13 protein-coding genes are annotated in these 15578 nt (G+C 57.4%); 6 read left to right on the plus strand and 7 right to left on the minus strand.

What is annotated here, in order from left to right; genetic code table 11:
• Window positions 1-161: 161 nt before the first annotated feature.
• Together JW885_02165 and JW885_02170 are read right to left on the minus strand one after the other, a co-directional pair.
• The gene (locus JW885_02165; GenBank protein ID MBN1880954.1) at window positions 162-1019 is read right to left on the minus strand and encodes a FecR domain-containing protein; all 858 of its coding nucleotides are present in this window, start codon (window positions 1017-1019) and stop codon (window positions 162-164) included.
• Between the two features lie 139 nt (window positions 1020-1158).
• A complete protein-coding gene (locus JW885_02170) occupies window positions 1159-2052 on the minus strand; it encodes a DMT family transporter (GenBank protein MBN1880955.1) in 894 nt (297 codons plus the stop codon).
• A 206-nt stretch (window positions 2053-2258) separates the two neighbouring features.
• Between JW885_02170 and JW885_02175 the strand changes: the two genes are divergently transcribed.
• From JW885_02175 to JW885_02195, 5 genes are all read left to right on the plus strand, one after another.
• Window positions 2259-2654, plus strand: coding sequence for a RidA family protein (locus tag JW885_02175; protein ID MBN1880956.1), 396 nt, complete (start codon window positions 2259-2261; stop codon window positions 2652-2654).
• Between the two features lie 87 nt (window positions 2655-2741).
• On the plus strand, window positions 2742-4586 hold the full coding sequence (uvrC, locus tag JW885_02180; protein ID MBN1880957.1) for an excinuclease ABC subunit UvrC: 1845 nt from the start codon (window positions 2742-2744) through the stop codon (window positions 4584-4586).
• A gap of 266 nt (window positions 4587-4852) precedes the next feature.
• Window positions 4853-6736: an AMP-binding protein gene (locus JW885_02185; GenBank protein MBN1880958.1), complete on the plus strand. Its 1884-nt coding sequence runs from the start codon at window positions 4853-4855 to the stop codon at window positions 6734-6736.
• Window positions 6737-9205: a DNA internalization-related competence protein ComEC/Rec2 gene (locus JW885_02190; protein MBN1880959.1), complete on the plus strand. Its 2469-nt coding sequence runs from the start codon at window positions 6737-6739 to the stop codon at window positions 9203-9205. It abuts the gene before it with no gap.
• Window positions 9187-10071 (plus strand): alpha/beta fold hydrolase, encoded by an 885-nt coding sequence (locus JW885_02195; protein ID MBN1880960.1) that lies wholly within the window; start codon window positions 9187-9189, stop codon window positions 10069-10071. Before JW885_02190 ends, JW885_02195 begins: the two co-directional genes overlap by 19 nt.
• 119 nt (window positions 10072-10190) lie before the next feature.
• On the opposite strand, the gene JW885_02200 is transcribed toward JW885_02195, so the two are convergent.
• Genes JW885_02200 through murJ form a run of 4 tightly spaced genes read right to left on the minus strand, consistent with a single transcriptional unit; the run spans window position 10191 to window position 14168 of the window.
• The gene (locus tag JW885_02200; protein MBN1880961.1) at window positions 10191-11684 is read right to left on the minus strand and encodes a M28 family peptidase; all 1494 of its coding nucleotides are present in this window, start codon (window positions 11682-11684) and stop codon (window positions 10191-10193) included.
• 25 nt (window positions 11685-11709) lie between these two features.
• Entirely contained in the window at window positions 11710-12003 is a 294-nt protein-coding gene (locus JW885_02205) for a hypothetical protein (protein MBN1880962.1), read from the minus strand.
• A 36-nt stretch (window positions 12004-12039) separates the two neighbouring features.
• On the minus strand, window positions 12040-12564 hold the full coding sequence (locus JW885_02210) for an MGMT family protein (protein MBN1880963.1): 525 nt from the start codon (window positions 12562-12564) through the stop codon (window positions 12040-12042).
• Between the two features lie 17 nt (window positions 12565-12581).
• A complete protein-coding gene (gene murJ / locus JW885_02215; protein MBN1880964.1) occupies window positions 12582-14168 on the minus strand; it encodes a murein biosynthesis integral membrane protein MurJ in 1587 nt (528 codons plus the stop codon).
• A gap of 87 nt (window positions 14169-14255) precedes the next feature.
• On the opposite strand from murJ, the gene JW885_02220 reads away from it, so the two are divergent.
• On the plus strand, window positions 14256-14528 hold the full coding sequence (locus JW885_02220; GenBank protein MBN1880965.1) for a 30S ribosomal protein S20: 273 nt from the start codon (window positions 14256-14258) through the stop codon (window positions 14526-14528).
• On the opposite strand, the gene holA is transcribed toward JW885_02220, so the two are convergent.
• A complete protein-coding gene (gene holA / locus JW885_02225; protein ID MBN1880966.1) occupies window positions 14512-15570 on the minus strand; it encodes a DNA polymerase III subunit delta in 1059 nt (352 codons plus the stop codon). The genes JW885_02220 and holA overlap by 17 nt on opposite strands.
• Window positions 15571-15578: the final 8 nt, after the last annotated feature.

The raw sequence follows: 15578 nt of genomic DNA on the forward strand, positions 1-15578 counted from the left end.
CCGGGACGGCTTACCTCCATTGGGATCGATGCCGCCGCCGTTTGTTTATAAAAGAAAGAGCCGGCACAATACGCCGGCTTTTATGCGAGAGTCGGAAAATCGATTATTACGACCCGATTCACTATGGGTGAACGGAGCCGTGACGTCTTATTATCCGTGGACTATTTGAATATTTTCTTTACGCCCTTTATCGCCTTTTCACCACCGGATTTCAGGACATCGGCCCCGTCGGACGCACCATCCCCGATTTTCTCCACCCCTCCCTCGACTCCGTCGACCACCTTCTCCCCGCTGTCCTCCAGGTATCTCCCTCCCTTTTTCAACAGCTCCTTCGCCCGCTCGCTGTTCAGGGTCATCTCCCGCTGGAAGCGGTCGATCACATCCTTTGTCAGCTTCTGAGGTGATCCTGGGAGCACGCCCGTGATGGCGGATAATCCCTCGTTCGCGGCGACCAGAATGGGCTCCATCCCCTTCGCCCCTTTCTCTTTGGATTCCACCGCCACCGTGCCGTCGAGGCATATCAAATCGGTTCGCTGGGCCTCTTTGTCATGCACCACACCGAAGTCGGTCCCCCGGACGCCGATCGTGACGTTTTCCGTCTCCACCTCGAAAAGACCCGCCTCTTCCGGACGGGACACCACCAGCGCCCGCACCCTACCGAACACCAGCTCCAATCGGGTGGTGTCCTTCCTGGTCATCTCCACCATCCCCATTTCACGAATCACCACGTGGCTGTTGGGGCCGATCAGGAGCACGCTCCCGTCGGGAAGCTCAAGCTCCACCGAACCTTCGGCGTACGTCCGAAGCTCGTCGCCCTCGCTTACGGGAGTGCCCGCAACAAAGGGCGTCCAGGTATCGGAGCCTGCGGGGAGTATCTCAACGATCCCATCCTGATACAGCACGGAGGCCGAGGGATCGGACCCGCTCAAAGAGCAGTCGGTCGTGGCAACGGCGATGATCCCAATGAGAACAACAACTCGAACGATCATAATCAGTGAGCGCTGTAATGGATGTCTCATAGTATAAAGTGTTTCCATGTATCTCTGCTTTTCCGTTTGAACAAAAAACAAATTATTCTACCACAATCAGGGCTCTCATGAAATTTAAATATGAAGAAAAAAGCACATTTGTTAACACGGCACCTTCGACGCGGGAAGATCATTCGTCGTGTGCATTCCCCGATTTCGCCAGGACCACCCCGATGCCGATGAGCGTGATGATCCCGCCCGCGACAACCACTGCGGTGACGGATTCATGGAGAATGAAATACGCGAGGACCGTTGCGATCACCGGTTCTCCCAGTATTGTCACCGCCACGATCGTGGCCGTCACGTACCTGAGGGCCCAGTTGAACGAGGTATGGCCGATGAGCTGCGGGATGATCGCAAGGGCGGCAAGGAGGAGATATACCTTTCCCGAATATCCCCCCAGGGGGAGGTCCATGACCAGCGCAAAGGGTGCCACCGCCAGGGCCGCTACGGTATAGATAGGCGTGATGTACTCAAGCAGGCTCACATCCACCCGCACCCGGCGTCCCAAGAGCATGTACCCGCTCATGAGAAACGACCCGCCCAGGGCCAAGAGATCTCCGAGCAACGCCCGGTGCGACACCGAAAAATCCCCCCACCCGATAATCACCGCCCCCGCCACCGCCAGAACAATACCGATCACCTCATGTCTTCCGGGGCGCTCCTTGAGCACAAAGTGAGACGCAAGCCCCACCCATATCGGGTTCATGCAGACGATCACCACGGAGCTTGCAACCGACGTGAGGTTGAGGGAGGCGATCCACAAGATGAAATGAAGTCCGAGCAAAATGCCGCCGATTCCCAGGATCAGGCCGTGTTTCTTCATGACCGTCCACAGCCGTCCGCGAAGCACCACCGTCCCGAGCGGAATGATGACCACAGCAGTCATGATAAGACGCCAGGCGGCGATGACAATCGGGTGTACGGGTCCCGACGATCCGATCAACTTGATAAAAATGGCTGCGAACGATACGGATATCAATCCGATGAGCAGAATCGGGATGGTGATCGGCGGTCTTTTCATTGCCGCAGTGTGGCACCGTGAGGTCTTTGCTGTCAAGAAAAAACCGCCGCCGCACCTCTTCGAACGATCCGTGTCTGTTGCGAAACGAAGGCTGCGGGATTATAATAGAACATGCATTCCTGATGGGACTACATGTATAATGAAAATCGACTGCGGCGCTTTGTCCGCAGATTTTCCCCGTATACACGCTAAAAAAGGGGAGGACCTTGGAGAAGAAATCGATTATTCCCACCGAATTGCGAATATATTACGATCGCTGGCATTTCTCCCCCGCAATGGAATGTGGAGGTTTTCTATTCATTTCCGGATGTACCGGTATGAGGTTGGATGGTTCTATTTCCGACGATATCGAGGAACAGGTCCGTCAGGCATTCAGGACCATCGAAAAATCTCTCGATGCGGCGGGCCTTTCGTTTTCGGACATTATTGACATGACAACATATCATGTCGAGTTGAGAAGCCGCCTTGACGCATTCATGAAAGTCAAAGACGAATTTATTGGAGAGCCGTATCCCGCCTGGACCGCCGTTGGAGTAACCGAGCTTGCCGTACAGGGCGCATTGATTGAAATTCGAGTGATAGCCAAAACGAAAAACGGTTGAAAGCATCGTGTCTGTTTTCATCGTAATCCGATATCACCAGAGAGGTGAAACGAGGTGTAACCTATTGAGAGGATCAGTTGTGTGTCGATGAAACAGGAAGAAACCATACAAGAGGCGTTGGCTGAAAAAATCGGCTCCCTTCCCAACAGTCCGGGGGTGTATATGATGAAAAACGCCTCCGGGAAAATCATCTATGTGGGGAAGGCCAGGGAATTGAAGAAGCGGGTCGTTTCCTACTTCGCCAACGTCGACAAGAAGGATCCCAAGACGAAGATCCTCGTATCCCATATAGCCGATTTCGACTACATCCTCACCGATACCGAAAACGAGGCGCTCCTGACCGAGGGGACGCTCATCAAGGAATACCGTCCCCGATACAACGTCGATTTGAAGGACGACAAGAACTACCTCTGCCTTCGAATCGATCCCGCCGAACCGTTCCCGAAATACACCTTCGTCCGCTCCATGAAGCGGGACGGCGCCCGGTACTTCGGCCCCTTCTCCGCCGCCAAGCCGGTTCGGGACAGCCTGAAGTGGCTGTCGGCCACCTTCCTCCTCAGGCAGTGCAGCGATCACAAGTTCAAAAACCGCAGTCGCCCCTGTCTCTACCATGAAATCCATCTGTGCAGCGCCCCCTGCTGTGGCCTCATCGACGAGGAGTCGTACCGCCTCCAGGTGGAGCAGTCCGTCCTCTTCCTCGAGGGAAAGAACGACACGCTCATCCGGGATCTGACTGGTGAGATGGAGCGGCTCTCTGAATCGATGCGGTACGAGGAGGCGGCGGTGGTCCGGGACCGCATCAGTGCCGTCAGGAAGATGGTTGAAACCCAGAAGGTCGTGGCGTTGGACTTCGTCGATCGTGACGTCATCGGCGTCTATCGGGAGGGCCTGAGCCTCGGCCTCTCCATCCTGTTCATTCGCGGCGGTCGGCTGATGGGGAGCCGCTATACCCTCTTCAAAAACATCCTGGACGAAAACGACCTTGCGGTTCAGAGCTTTGTGGAGCAATTCTATCGCGGAGACCGCTACATACCGGAAGAAATCCTCCTGCCTGTGGAGATCCCGGATCACGACATGATCCAGCAGTGGCTTTCCGAGCACAACCCGACGACGGTCAAAACACCCAAGCGGGGAGTGCTGAGGGAGCTTGTGGTCATGGCCGACAAGAACGCCGAGAGCAACTTCTCCGAGTGGAAAAGAAGCAGAGAAAGCAAGGAGGTGGCGCTCTCGGCGCTGGCCCAGCGCCTGGGCCTTCCCGGGCCCCCCGGGAGGATGGAGTGCTTCGATATTTCAAATGTCGGTGGAACCCTGGCGGTCGGCTCCATGGCCGTGTTCATCGATGGGGAGGCGGACACCTCCGAGTATCGTCACTTCCGCATCAAGGGTATGGACGGTGCGGACGACTATGCGATGATGAAGGAGGTGTTGTCCCGCAGGATGAAACACCTTACCGCCGACACCCGCCCGGATATCATCTTCATCGACGGCGGCAGGGGGCACCTGAACATCGCCGGGTCCGTGATGGAGGAGCTGGGCTTTGGTGACATCCCGCTGGCGGCCGTGGCCAAGGAGCGTGATCTCAAACGGGGCGATCGAACCCCCGACAAGGTGTTTCTCCCCGAGCGAAAGAATCCGATTCTCGTTCGGGGAAGCGCGTCGGCGCTGTTTCCGGCCCTGGCGCTGAGGGACGAGGCCCACCGATTCGCCGTCACCTATCACCGAAAGCTCAGAAAAAAACGGGGGATCAAATCCTCCCTGGACGACATCCCCGGCATCGGTGAGAAGAGGAAAAAGGCCCTCATCAATCACTTCAAGCGCCTGGGCGACATCCAGGAGGCGTCACTGGAGGAGCTGATGAAGGTGCCGGGGATTTCACCTGCCGTGGCCGCCGCCATTATGGCCCATTTCAGCATGGAAGATGCGGTTTTGTGAAAGCCGGACCGCTCCTGTGTTCGCTTCACCCCGTCCCGTCGTTTCCCGTCGAACACACCTTTAAAGATGATCGACATAAAACACACAGCAACCGCATCTGTGAGATATTCCGGCACACATATCCATTCGTGATGCGTTTTTTTTGGACACACCATCGAGGGAACGGCGGGCATTCCATGCATCACGCCCATTTTATCTGTTGATTTTGACGCGGTTTTGGGATATATTTTTTAGAATCGTCATTAATTATATACAGGAGTCTTTCTATGAAAGAAATGACTTTGAAGGAAATTCTGGCACAGAGCGCCAGCAGATTTCCCGATAAGCCTGCGTTGTTGAAAAAAGTGGGCAAAGAATGGGTCCCCACTACCTATAGCCAACTCGAGCACCAGGTCAAGGATCTGGGGACGAGCCTGATTAATATGGGTATGGAAAAGGACGACAAGGTCGCACTCCTGACACATAACTGCCCCGAATGGGCTGTTTCATATTTCGCTATAGCAACAAATAACGGCATCGTTGTACCCATAGACAAGGAGCTGAAGGCCCAGGAAATCCGCCATGTCCTTGAGGACAGCGGGGCGAAGTTCGTTATCACCAGCCGGGAATTTCTGCCGAAGATCGAAGAGGTCTACGCTTCACTTGAAAATCTCGAAAAAGTCATTGCAATTCCGGATAAACCGGCCGAGGTGGACATGCCCACCGAGTTGAGAAAGGAGATGCACAACATTGAAAAGGCGTGGCTCTCTCTGGTGAAAAAAATAAAGAGTGATTACGCCGCCGATATCGAGAACATCGAAAAGCTGTGGCTTTCGTTCGATGAAAAGCTCTCCAACCTCAAGGTTAAGAAGAACAACCTCGTCATCTCAAAGCAGGACCTGTTCTTCAACTTCGCCCACGGCATCAACGAAACCCGGGAAGGGATTCCGGACCTGGTGTATTACGACGAGCTGTTCGGCAACGAAACATTCATCGAGCGGGAGATGGGCTTCAGGGATATCGTGGCTATCCTCTATACCTCCGGCACCACCGGTAAATCCAAGGGGGTGATGCTCACCAATGAGAACCTCTTCACCAACTTCAGCGGTGTACAAACGCTCATGAAGGTGGACGATAGCATTCGAGTCCTCTCGGTTCTCCCCATCAACCATGTGTACGAATCGTCCTGCGGGGTGCTGGCCCCCCTCTATTTCGGAGGCACGGTTGCCTTCGCCGAATCGCTCCTGAAGGTCGCACAGAACCTGAACGAGATCAAACCGAACTTCTTTCTTGGTGTCCCGGCCCTCTATCAGGCGCTGTATACCCGCATGAGCCAGAAGGTGAACGCCTCAGCCGCCGGCCGCATCATGAACTCCAACCGGATCACGAGAAAAATCATCCAAAAGAAGATCAAGCAGGAGCTGGGCGGCGATATCTCCTTTATCAGCGGCGGGGCGTCCTTCGACCCGGACCTCCAGAAGGGCCTACGGGACCTGGGACTATTGATCTACAACGGCTACGGCATCACCGAAACCGCGCCCTTGGTGGCGGTCAACAGCGTGGTGGGGGGCGACCGCCTGGGTTCGGTGGGCAAGGTCATGCCCGGCGTGGAAATCAAGATCCACAATCCGAACGAGGACGGCATCGGTGAGATATGGATCAAGGGCCCGAACGTCATGGTCGGCTACTACAACAATCCCGAAGCCACAGCGGAGGTTCTCACCGACGGGTGGTATCACAGCGGTGATCTGGGATACGTCGACAGCGACAATTTTCTCTTCGTCATGGGCCGCGCCAAAAACTTGATCGTCACCGGAAAGGGAAAAAACATCTATCCGGAAGAGGTGGAGGCGGAACTGCTCAAGAGTCCTTACATCGAGGAAGCGATGGTCTACGCCCATAAGCCGGGCACCACAGACGAAGAGGTTCGGGCGGTGGTATACACCAACCAGGAGGCGCTGGACGAGTACGCAAAGGAAAAGGACATCAAGGAGTTGACGAAAAAGGACGTCCAGCAGCTCATCCGGTCCGAGATACGGGCCAACTGCGCCAATCTTGCGGATTACAAGCGGGTCAAGGAATTCATGATCAGGGAGGAAGAATTCCCGAAAACCTCCACCAGAAAGATCAAGCGCTTCGCGGTGAACGAGATCGTTTCCGTCAATCCATAAATGAAAGGCATACAGGTCCGATACCCGCTACCGATCCTCACCGTGGGGCTTATCGGCGGAATTCTCGCGGGATACCGGATCGAGGTGCCGATTACCATACTGCTCTTACTTTCAGGGGCGCTCCTGGTGATGATTGTAGTTGTCAGGGCGCCCCGTCTCTTTTTCATCGCCTCGTCTCTCGCCTTTTTCATCATCGGCATGCTCCTTATCACGCCGCATATACATCCCGAAAGAGGCGCGGGGTGCCTCGCGGCGTTTTCATCCTCCGAATCTCTGCCCGTTTGCGGCCGGGTGGCCGAACCTCCGGACGTCACCGACGGTCTCATCAGGGTCGTTCTATCCGACGTCTCCATACGGGAGGACGAAACCTGGACGCCCTATGAGGGAAGGCTGCGGCTCACCATCCTCGGAGATCACGCGGAATTATCGGCGGGAGACACCGTCTTCTATCACGAACGCATCAGGCACCCCCGGAACTTCAACAATGAGAGAGGATTCGACTACGAGAGATACCTGATAAAACAGGGCATATACGTCACCTCCTTCGTGGGCCCGGACGATCCCCTCCTCGTCATACCGGGCGGGGCCTTTGGCCCCGCCGCCGCCGTTGAAAACATCCGCTCCGGCATCCGCACGGCCATCTCTTGTGCGGTGCCCGGTGAAGAGGCGGGAGTGCTCCGGGCGCTTTCCTTGGGAGAGCGGGGCTCGATCCCCCCGGACCTGCTCGACGCCTACTACAAGACAGGCATGGGACACATTCTGGCCATCTCGGGCCTGCACGTCGGCATCGTCTTCGTCGTGTTCTTCACCCTGGCATTCTTCATTCTTGTCAGGATTCCCGGATTCGCCCTCGCCCGGTCGGCACACGTCTGGGCCGCAGCACTCGCCCTGGTCCCCGTGATCTTCTACACCGTTATCTCCGGCCCCCGTCTCACCGCCGTGAGGGCGTCTGTGATGGTGACGGCGCTCGTCCTCTCCATCGCCACAGGGAGGGAGCGGGACACCCTGAACACCCTGGGGCTTGCGGCGACGGCGATACTGGTCGTTTTTCCGGTCTCACTGTTCGATGCGTCCTTCCAGTTCTCATTTGTCGCCGTGCTCGCCATTATCCTGATATTCCCGCTGCTGACGGATCCTGTGCGCCGTCGCATCTTCGAGCGAAAGGGGGTGTCGCCCCCGCTGTGGCACAGGCTCTTGTATCGGGGGTATGAGTTCGCGTCGGTATCAATCGCCGCCCTCATCGGTGTCATTCCCCTTTCCGCGTTCTACTTCTTTCGCGCTACGGTTCTCTCTATCCCCCTCAATTTCATCGTCGTGCCGCTCCTCGGCTTCGGTGCGGTGCCCCTCCTTCTGCTGTCGACGGTCCTGGTATTCGTCCATCCCGCATCCGCAGGATTTGTGCTCCAGATCGCCGCGTGGCTGGTGAACCGTGCCGACGCCGTGGTTCGTGCCGCGATAGAGAGAGTTCCGGATATTCCTCTGATACCCCCACCCACACTCCTTGAGCTTGTACTGATATACGGAATTATCATCTGTGTGATATGGTGGGCCGGCCGCAGAGAGACACGCCGAACCGCCCTGGTGCTCGGCGCGGTGCTCCTGATGCTGTTGGCCGGGGACCTTGGATACCGCGCCCATGAACGATTTCACCCGTCCACGCTCACCGCGACGTTCATCAGCGTGGGCCAGGGAGAGGCGACGCTTTTGGAGTTGCCGGATGGGGTGACCATGCTCATCGACGCCGGCGGCTTTTCCGGTGGAACCTTCGACGTGGGGGAATACGTGGTCGGGCCGTACCTGCTCCATCGCCGGGTGCGAACGGTCGATTACCTGATGCTGACCCACCCGGAGATCGATCACGTCGGGGGGGCCGAATACATCCTCTCCCATTTTCGGGTGAAGTGTCTTGTGACCACGGATCGGGTAATGATAAACGAGACGACGGCGCCTCTGATGGACCTTGCGGCAAAAAGGAATATTCCCGTGGTGGCGCTTTCCGCCGAATCGCCGACCGTTTCCATCAATGACGTGATCATAGAAACGATAGCCCCGCCTCCCGATGTCGCCGCCGACACGACGGATAACAACACGTCTCTTGTGCTTCGGATATCATACGGAGATTTTGAACTTCTGATGACCGGCGACATCGAGGCCGGGGGCGAGGTGACAATACTCGAATCCCCGATATCCCTGGAGGCAGACGTACTGAAGGTCCCCCACCACGGCGCGGGGGACGCATGCTCCCGGAGTCTCATTTCTGTCGTTCATCCCCGGGCGGCGGTCATCAGCTGCGGGTATGAAAATCGGTTTTCCATGCCCGCACACGACGTACTGGAGCGGCTTGTTGAGGCCGGGGCATCGGTGTTTCGCACCGATCTCGACGGCGCGGTGATCCTGAAGACCGACGGTGAATCAATGACCATCACCACCATGACCGGACGAAAGGAAACATGGGACTCATTACGCTGACGATTGTGTTATGTCTGTTTCTCTTTGTGCTTGTGCCGATGGCATCGGGGGCGCTCCTTTCCATCTATCTTTCCAGGCCAAAAAACCAGACCTATCAGGATCAGTATGTCTTCACCCCCTTTGAGACCGGCGTCCCCTTCGAGAAAATCTCCTTTGTTACCGAAGACGGTGTGGAGCTTCGGGGGTGGTGGCTTCCCGGAACCGGCTCCCGGGCGGTGATCGGACTGAACGGGCGCATGGGGACGAAATCCGACCTCCTGGGAGTGGGGACTTATTTGAATAAGACCGGATTTTCCGTGCTTTTGTTCGACTACCGGGGATGCGGCGAGAGCATGCGGGCGACCATGAGCATGGGGCAGCTTGAGCGGGTCGACGCGGCTGCGGCCGTTGAGTACGCCCTGTCACGCATCCCCGGTGCGCAGATCGGGATCATCGGTTTTTCTTTGGGGGCGTCCCTGGGACTGGTGACGGCGGCGTCGGATGATCGGGTGCGGGCCGTTGTTGCCGACTCCCCTTTCGTGTCATCAGAGAGTATCGTGCTGAACCGATTAAAACGCGGCATCCCACTGCCGCTGACACTGGTCAGACTCTGGACCCGCTGGTGGACACGGATTCTCTACGGATATGACTCCCGAGGATTGGACGTGGTGGCTGCTGCGGGGCGCCTTGATACCACAAAGCTGCTGTTTGTCATCAGCAGGAGGGACAGCGTGATACCGCCGGAACATCAGAGACGGGTGGCCCGGGCGGCGCCGGTGTACGCCCGGGTGTGGGAGCACGACGAGGCCGACCACTGCGGGGCGTACTTTGCGGACAGGCGGCGCTATGTCGATACGATCATCTCGTTTTTCAATGACGCCCTCTGATGACCAAACTGACCGCCTTCTTTTTCAATCGAAGCCGCTTCGAGCCGTCGATCTCGTTATTCAGCACATTCAACAACAACGAGGCGATATTGCCCGTCCCCCCATGCCCTTTTGTATTTCTACTCCCGTGACCCGCCCAGGGATTCCTTCGGCGCCACGGATAAAAACTCGATTATCTCAATAAAGGCCGACACCGTAGGCACCAGCTCATCCTGGTCGATCTTTTCCCGGGTGTCCGCGTCGCTGAGGAGATATACAGGACCGCTGATGTACTGGATGACAGGAATCCCCTCATCGAAAATCGGGCGAACCGCTCCCGGCGGGCGGTCGCTGAACGCGGTCAGCGGGACGACGATGGAACGGGTCAGGTTCCAGGATCGTATCGCGTCGGAAATCGAATCGACGATCACGTCGCTCTTGGGCACCATGACCACCCTGGGCTGGGGGAGACCCGTCGGCTCGTATTCGCCATCAGGCCTCTCCACGAACTCCCCGGCGGCCACCTGTTCCAGGTTGATCGTCAGCACCACGTCGGAAAAGAAATCGTTCCGATGCCGCTCCACCAAAACCTCGATGCCCCGGTCCCCGTAAAAATGACCGGCGTTTGCGAGGAAGATCAATGTCCTCGGCCGATCCTCCCGGGGAAGCCCCGAAAAATACTCGGCGATAGCAAGGACCGCAGCCATGCCGGTGGCGTCCTGGATGTAACCCTTATAGGGCGCGTCGTGATGGCAGGTGATCAGGATGGCCTCGTCGGATATGCCGGGGAGCGTCCCATATACCTCGTGCATGATCCCCTTTTCGATGCTCCCTGTCTGTGTCAGTGTTGCGGTGACGTGATCCTTATCCGCACGCTCTCTGAGCAGCGCGCCGTCTCGCTTCCCTACATACAGGGCGGGAAGGTCTTTCATGACGCCGTCGTGGAGGGCGTAGTTGGTATTGTTGTTGGTGGGCTGATCCGCCAGGATCCATATCAGGCCCGCGGCACCCAGGTTGAGCGCCCGGCTGTAGACGTCATCGGTCTCATCCTCTTCGAGGTAATTGGTGCGCCAGTTTTTCCGCGACCAGGGAACCACCTGGCTGTCCCACCACCTGAGAGTTCGATCCGGGTCGTAGAAAAAGTGTCCCTTCAATAAAATCACCGGGAAATACGGCATCGATCCGAAATCCATATCCGCCACGACGATTTTTCCTGTGACGTCACGGCCCCTGAAATCCGCCCTCGACCCCCTTCCCACATACACCAGTTCCCCGCTCACCCCCTCGGCGGGCGTGAAACCGGTATAGACGCAGAACGACGCGGGTATCTCCACCGATTCCCCCCCGTCATCGACGGTCAGCGACCAGTCATCGGCCCGCCATACGTCCATGTAGATCGGTTCCTTCCTGACGTCGGTCAGGCCGAGATCCGTAAGCCTCTCGAAGAAATAGTCCTCGCCCGCAAATCCCCCCAATTCCCCCACCCTGCGGTTATCGTTCACGCACAGGTCGTCGACCCATCCCATGATGGTGTCCGTATCGGGCACCCGTTCCGTGTCGAGGGCGCTCGCCGTGGACCCCCACAACATTACGATCACACAGAGCCACAGCATTACAGTACATTTTCGTTTCATGGTTCTCCCCCAGCGGCTTCGGCCGTCAGGACATGGCACAAAAAATCACCCAGGCACACACCGTCAGCACGAGGCCCAACACCGCCCCGACACCCCCCGTCACCGTCCCGATGACCTTCATCGCCCGGGAGTGCGCCGACCGCCAGAGCCCCGCCCACGCCCACAGGGTGAGAAGGAAGAATATCAGCGAGACGAAAGACACCGCCATCGCCTGAGCGATGTGGGGAAATACGATCACCACACAGACCGGAAACAGGGGCGACAGCAGCGTCACCGCAAAGTAGAAGATCGATCTTCCCGAAACCCCTCTCTCTTCCATCGAGGTCTCCTTTTCATTCATGTGTGATATCGATATCTATCGAACCACCCGGTTATTCCGGCACTTCACGCCCTCGGCGTTCAGGAGCGATCGTTTGAAATCGAGGCCGCCCCGACCGCCGAATCCCACAAGAGCGCCGTCCGACCCCACCACCCGGTGACAGGGAACGAAGGGCGCAAAGGGATTTTTCGCCATTGCGGCGCCCACCGCCCGGGCGGCCCGGGGATTGCCCGCCAGCCGGGCCACCTCCCCGTAGCTCATCACCGCCCCCCGGGGAATGGTTCTCGCCGCCTCATAGACTCGGCGATGAAACGGGGGTATCCTCTCCATGTTCAGTGCCACCCCGTTCAGGTCGACGCCGCTGCCCGCAAAGAACGCCACCAGCAGCTCTTCTATATATGAATCCGGAATCACCGGGTCCGGACATTCACAGAGCGCCTCTTCCAGCTCTTCCACCACCCTGTTTCTGTCCGAGCGCGGGAGGACGGAGCAAAACACGCCCGAATCGGTCGCCACGAGACCCACCCATCCCGATCCCGCCTCGAAGATACTGTATGTCATCACGCCACCTCGTCAGTCTATTTTTTCCCGCCGAGACGATTTCTGAGCGGCTCCATGAGCATGGAAAACTCATTGGACCCGAGGGCACGGGTCGTCAGTGCGAAGATGACCCCGCCCGCCAAAATCGCTCCGGTCAGTACCACGGTCTTTATTATAGTATGCCCGGTCTCATTCCACAATACAAACCCCGAGAGGCAGTGAACGGCAACGCCCATGAGTGAGCACGCAACCGCCGTCTTCACCAACGACACAAGCACCCGTTTGAGTCCCAGGCGTCCCATGATGCGCCTGAAGATCACAAGGAGGAGCGTCCCATTGACCACCGACGCCAGTGACACCGCCAGAGCAAGCCCGGAATGTTCAAGGATCGTCATCAGCCACAGGGACAGGAGGATATTGATGATCATGGCAAGGGCGCCCACCTTCACCGGCGTCTTCGTATCCTGCCGGGCGTAAAATGCGTTGGACATCACCCTGACCGCGCTTACCGCCGGAAGTCCCAGAGAGAAGAAAAGGAGGGCGTCGGCGCTCTTGATGACGGACACATAATCGAACTCCCCCCGGAAAAAGAGGAGGCTCATGATCGGCTCCCTGAGGACGATCAGCCCCACCGTCGCCGGCACGGTGATATAGAGCGTCAGGGCAAGGGAGTCGGTGAATGTCGTCTTCAGGCGGTCCATATCCCCCTTCGCCGCCATTTTCGACATGCTGGGCAGCACCGCCGTTCCCAGGGCCACGGCGAAAATGCCCAGGGGAAACTGGGTCAGACGATCCGCATAGTAGAGATATGATATACTCCCCGCCGGGAGGAGCGACGCCAACAGCCTGATGACGACCACGTTGATCTGATAGATGGACGCGCCGAATACCGCCGGGAGGACGAGCCGGAGGATCGATCTGACCGCCGGGTGGGAGAATTGAAACCGTATCCGGGGTATCATCCCCCGTTGTGCGAGGGCGGGTAGCTGGATAACAAGCTGCAGTATCCCGCCGACGATAACGCCGACGGCAAGTCCGTTGATGGGCGTTTGAAAGGCGGGACAGAGAAAGAACATCGCCCCGATCATGGCGATGTTGAGAAATATGGGCGCCGAAGCCGGCGCGAGAAAATGTCCCAGGCTGTTGAGAATCCCCATGGAAAGGGCAGACAGCGATATAAAAAAGATATACGGGAACATGATTCGGGTAAGATGGACGGTCAGCCGGTACTTTTCCGGATCCTCCAGAAATCCGGGCGCCATGACGGCGATGATCTGGGGGGAAAAGTAGATTCCGGCCAGCACCACACCGAGAAGCACGATCGACAGGGCCGTCATGGTGACTGAGGCCACGACCCGGGCTTCATCCCGTCCATGGAATTCATAATACTCGGTAAATACCGGCACAAATGAGACGGTCAGTGTTCCCTCTGCAAAGAGGCGGCGAAGCAGGTTTGGAATCGTAAAGGCGAGAAAAAACGCATCGGCTGCGTTGCCGGTTCCGAAGAAGAAGGCCGTGACCATATCCCGGATATAGCCCATCACACGACTTCCGAATGTGGCCCCGCTCACCACGCCGGCCGCCCTGATTATGCGTGAATTGTCTGAGTGTTCTGAGTGTTCCAATTTTTTCTTGACAGTCCGGTATCAATTATATAAAATTACACATTTAATCATGCTTTTAAACATCTAACTTGTTTTAAGGAGTGCGCGTTGGCAAACCATAAATCCGCTTTGAAACGCATGCGGCAGAACGAGCAGCGTCGGCTGAGAAACCGACACGTCAAAAGCACCATGAAGTCTCACATCAAGTCCTTTTTGGAATCGATTGAGAGCGGAGACGGCAACACCGCGAAAGAGCGTCTCAGAGATACCATCAGTTATATCGACAAGGCGGCCACCAAGGGGGTCATCCACAAGAAAAACGCCTCCCGGAAAATATCCCGCCTGACACGTAAATACAACACCCTCACCGCCGGTTCGTAGTAATCGAGAGGACCATCCGGTCAAGCACCACCCCGCCCTTCCCGGAGCGGGATTTCAATTGCACGTCCGTCCGGTAGAGCTCTCGAAACACGTTATGAAACGCCGCATGGGGAATTCTCTTCACCTGTGCGGCGTATTCTTTCGCCCGAAACCCGACGATCTTTGCGGCCTGTGCCGCTTCCGAAACTGACCTCCCCTGTTCCAGCAACGACTTCATCCGCCACAGACGCATGAAATGCCACCTGATCATCGGGAGCATCTGAACCGGCTGGGCGCCCGAAACCATCATGTCACGTATGATGGAAACGGCGCCTCCCGCATCGCCGCCGCTCAGGGCGTCCGTCAGCTCAAAAATGGAATGCGCCTTCAGATGGGGGATCATCTCCTCCACGTCAGACGTCTCTATGCGTCTGCGATCCCCCAGAAACAACAAGAGCTTTTCTATCTCCTTCATCACGGCCGTCATATCCTGGCCGATAAAATCGACCATCACTGCGAGCGCCTCCGGGTCGATCTCCTTTCCGTCCGCCGAGAGTCGTTTTCTGATCAGGTTTTTGATCTCACCCTCCCGGGGGGTGGAGCACGGCAGTGTCGCCGCCGCCAGTGCGAGGCCCTTAAGACGTCCCGGCGGTGCGGGCGTTTTCGGCCTGAGGGTGCCGCTGCCGACCCCCCTGGCGGTGACGATCAGGACCGCCGCCCCCGGCGGGTTTTCGGCGTACGCCGCCAGGCGCTGTGCGTCCTTCTCTGTCAGCCTCTCCGCATGCCTAAGAAGCACGAGCCTTTTGCCCCCCAGCATGGACGGGGTCATGGCGGCGCCGAGGACCTCGTCTGTCTGATCGTCCCCCGCCCAGAAGACGCTGCACGAGAAGTCATCCCCCTTCACACCCCCCGGCACAACCCGTTCCGCCGTCTCCCGTTCGGCCGCCTCTATCTGATACTCGTTGTCACCGTAAAAAAAATAGACGGGATGAAGTATCCCGCCTGTGAGCTCCTTTTCCAGCTCCAGCAGCGAGCCGAAGAGTCTGGGTGCATTGTCGGCCATATGTTCCC

The organism is Candidatus Zymogenaceae bacterium (assembly GCA_016931225.1).
In the GTDB taxonomy this organism is placed as follows: domain Bacteria; phylum Desulfobacterota; class Zymogenia; order Zymogenales; family Zymogenaceae; genus JAFGFE01.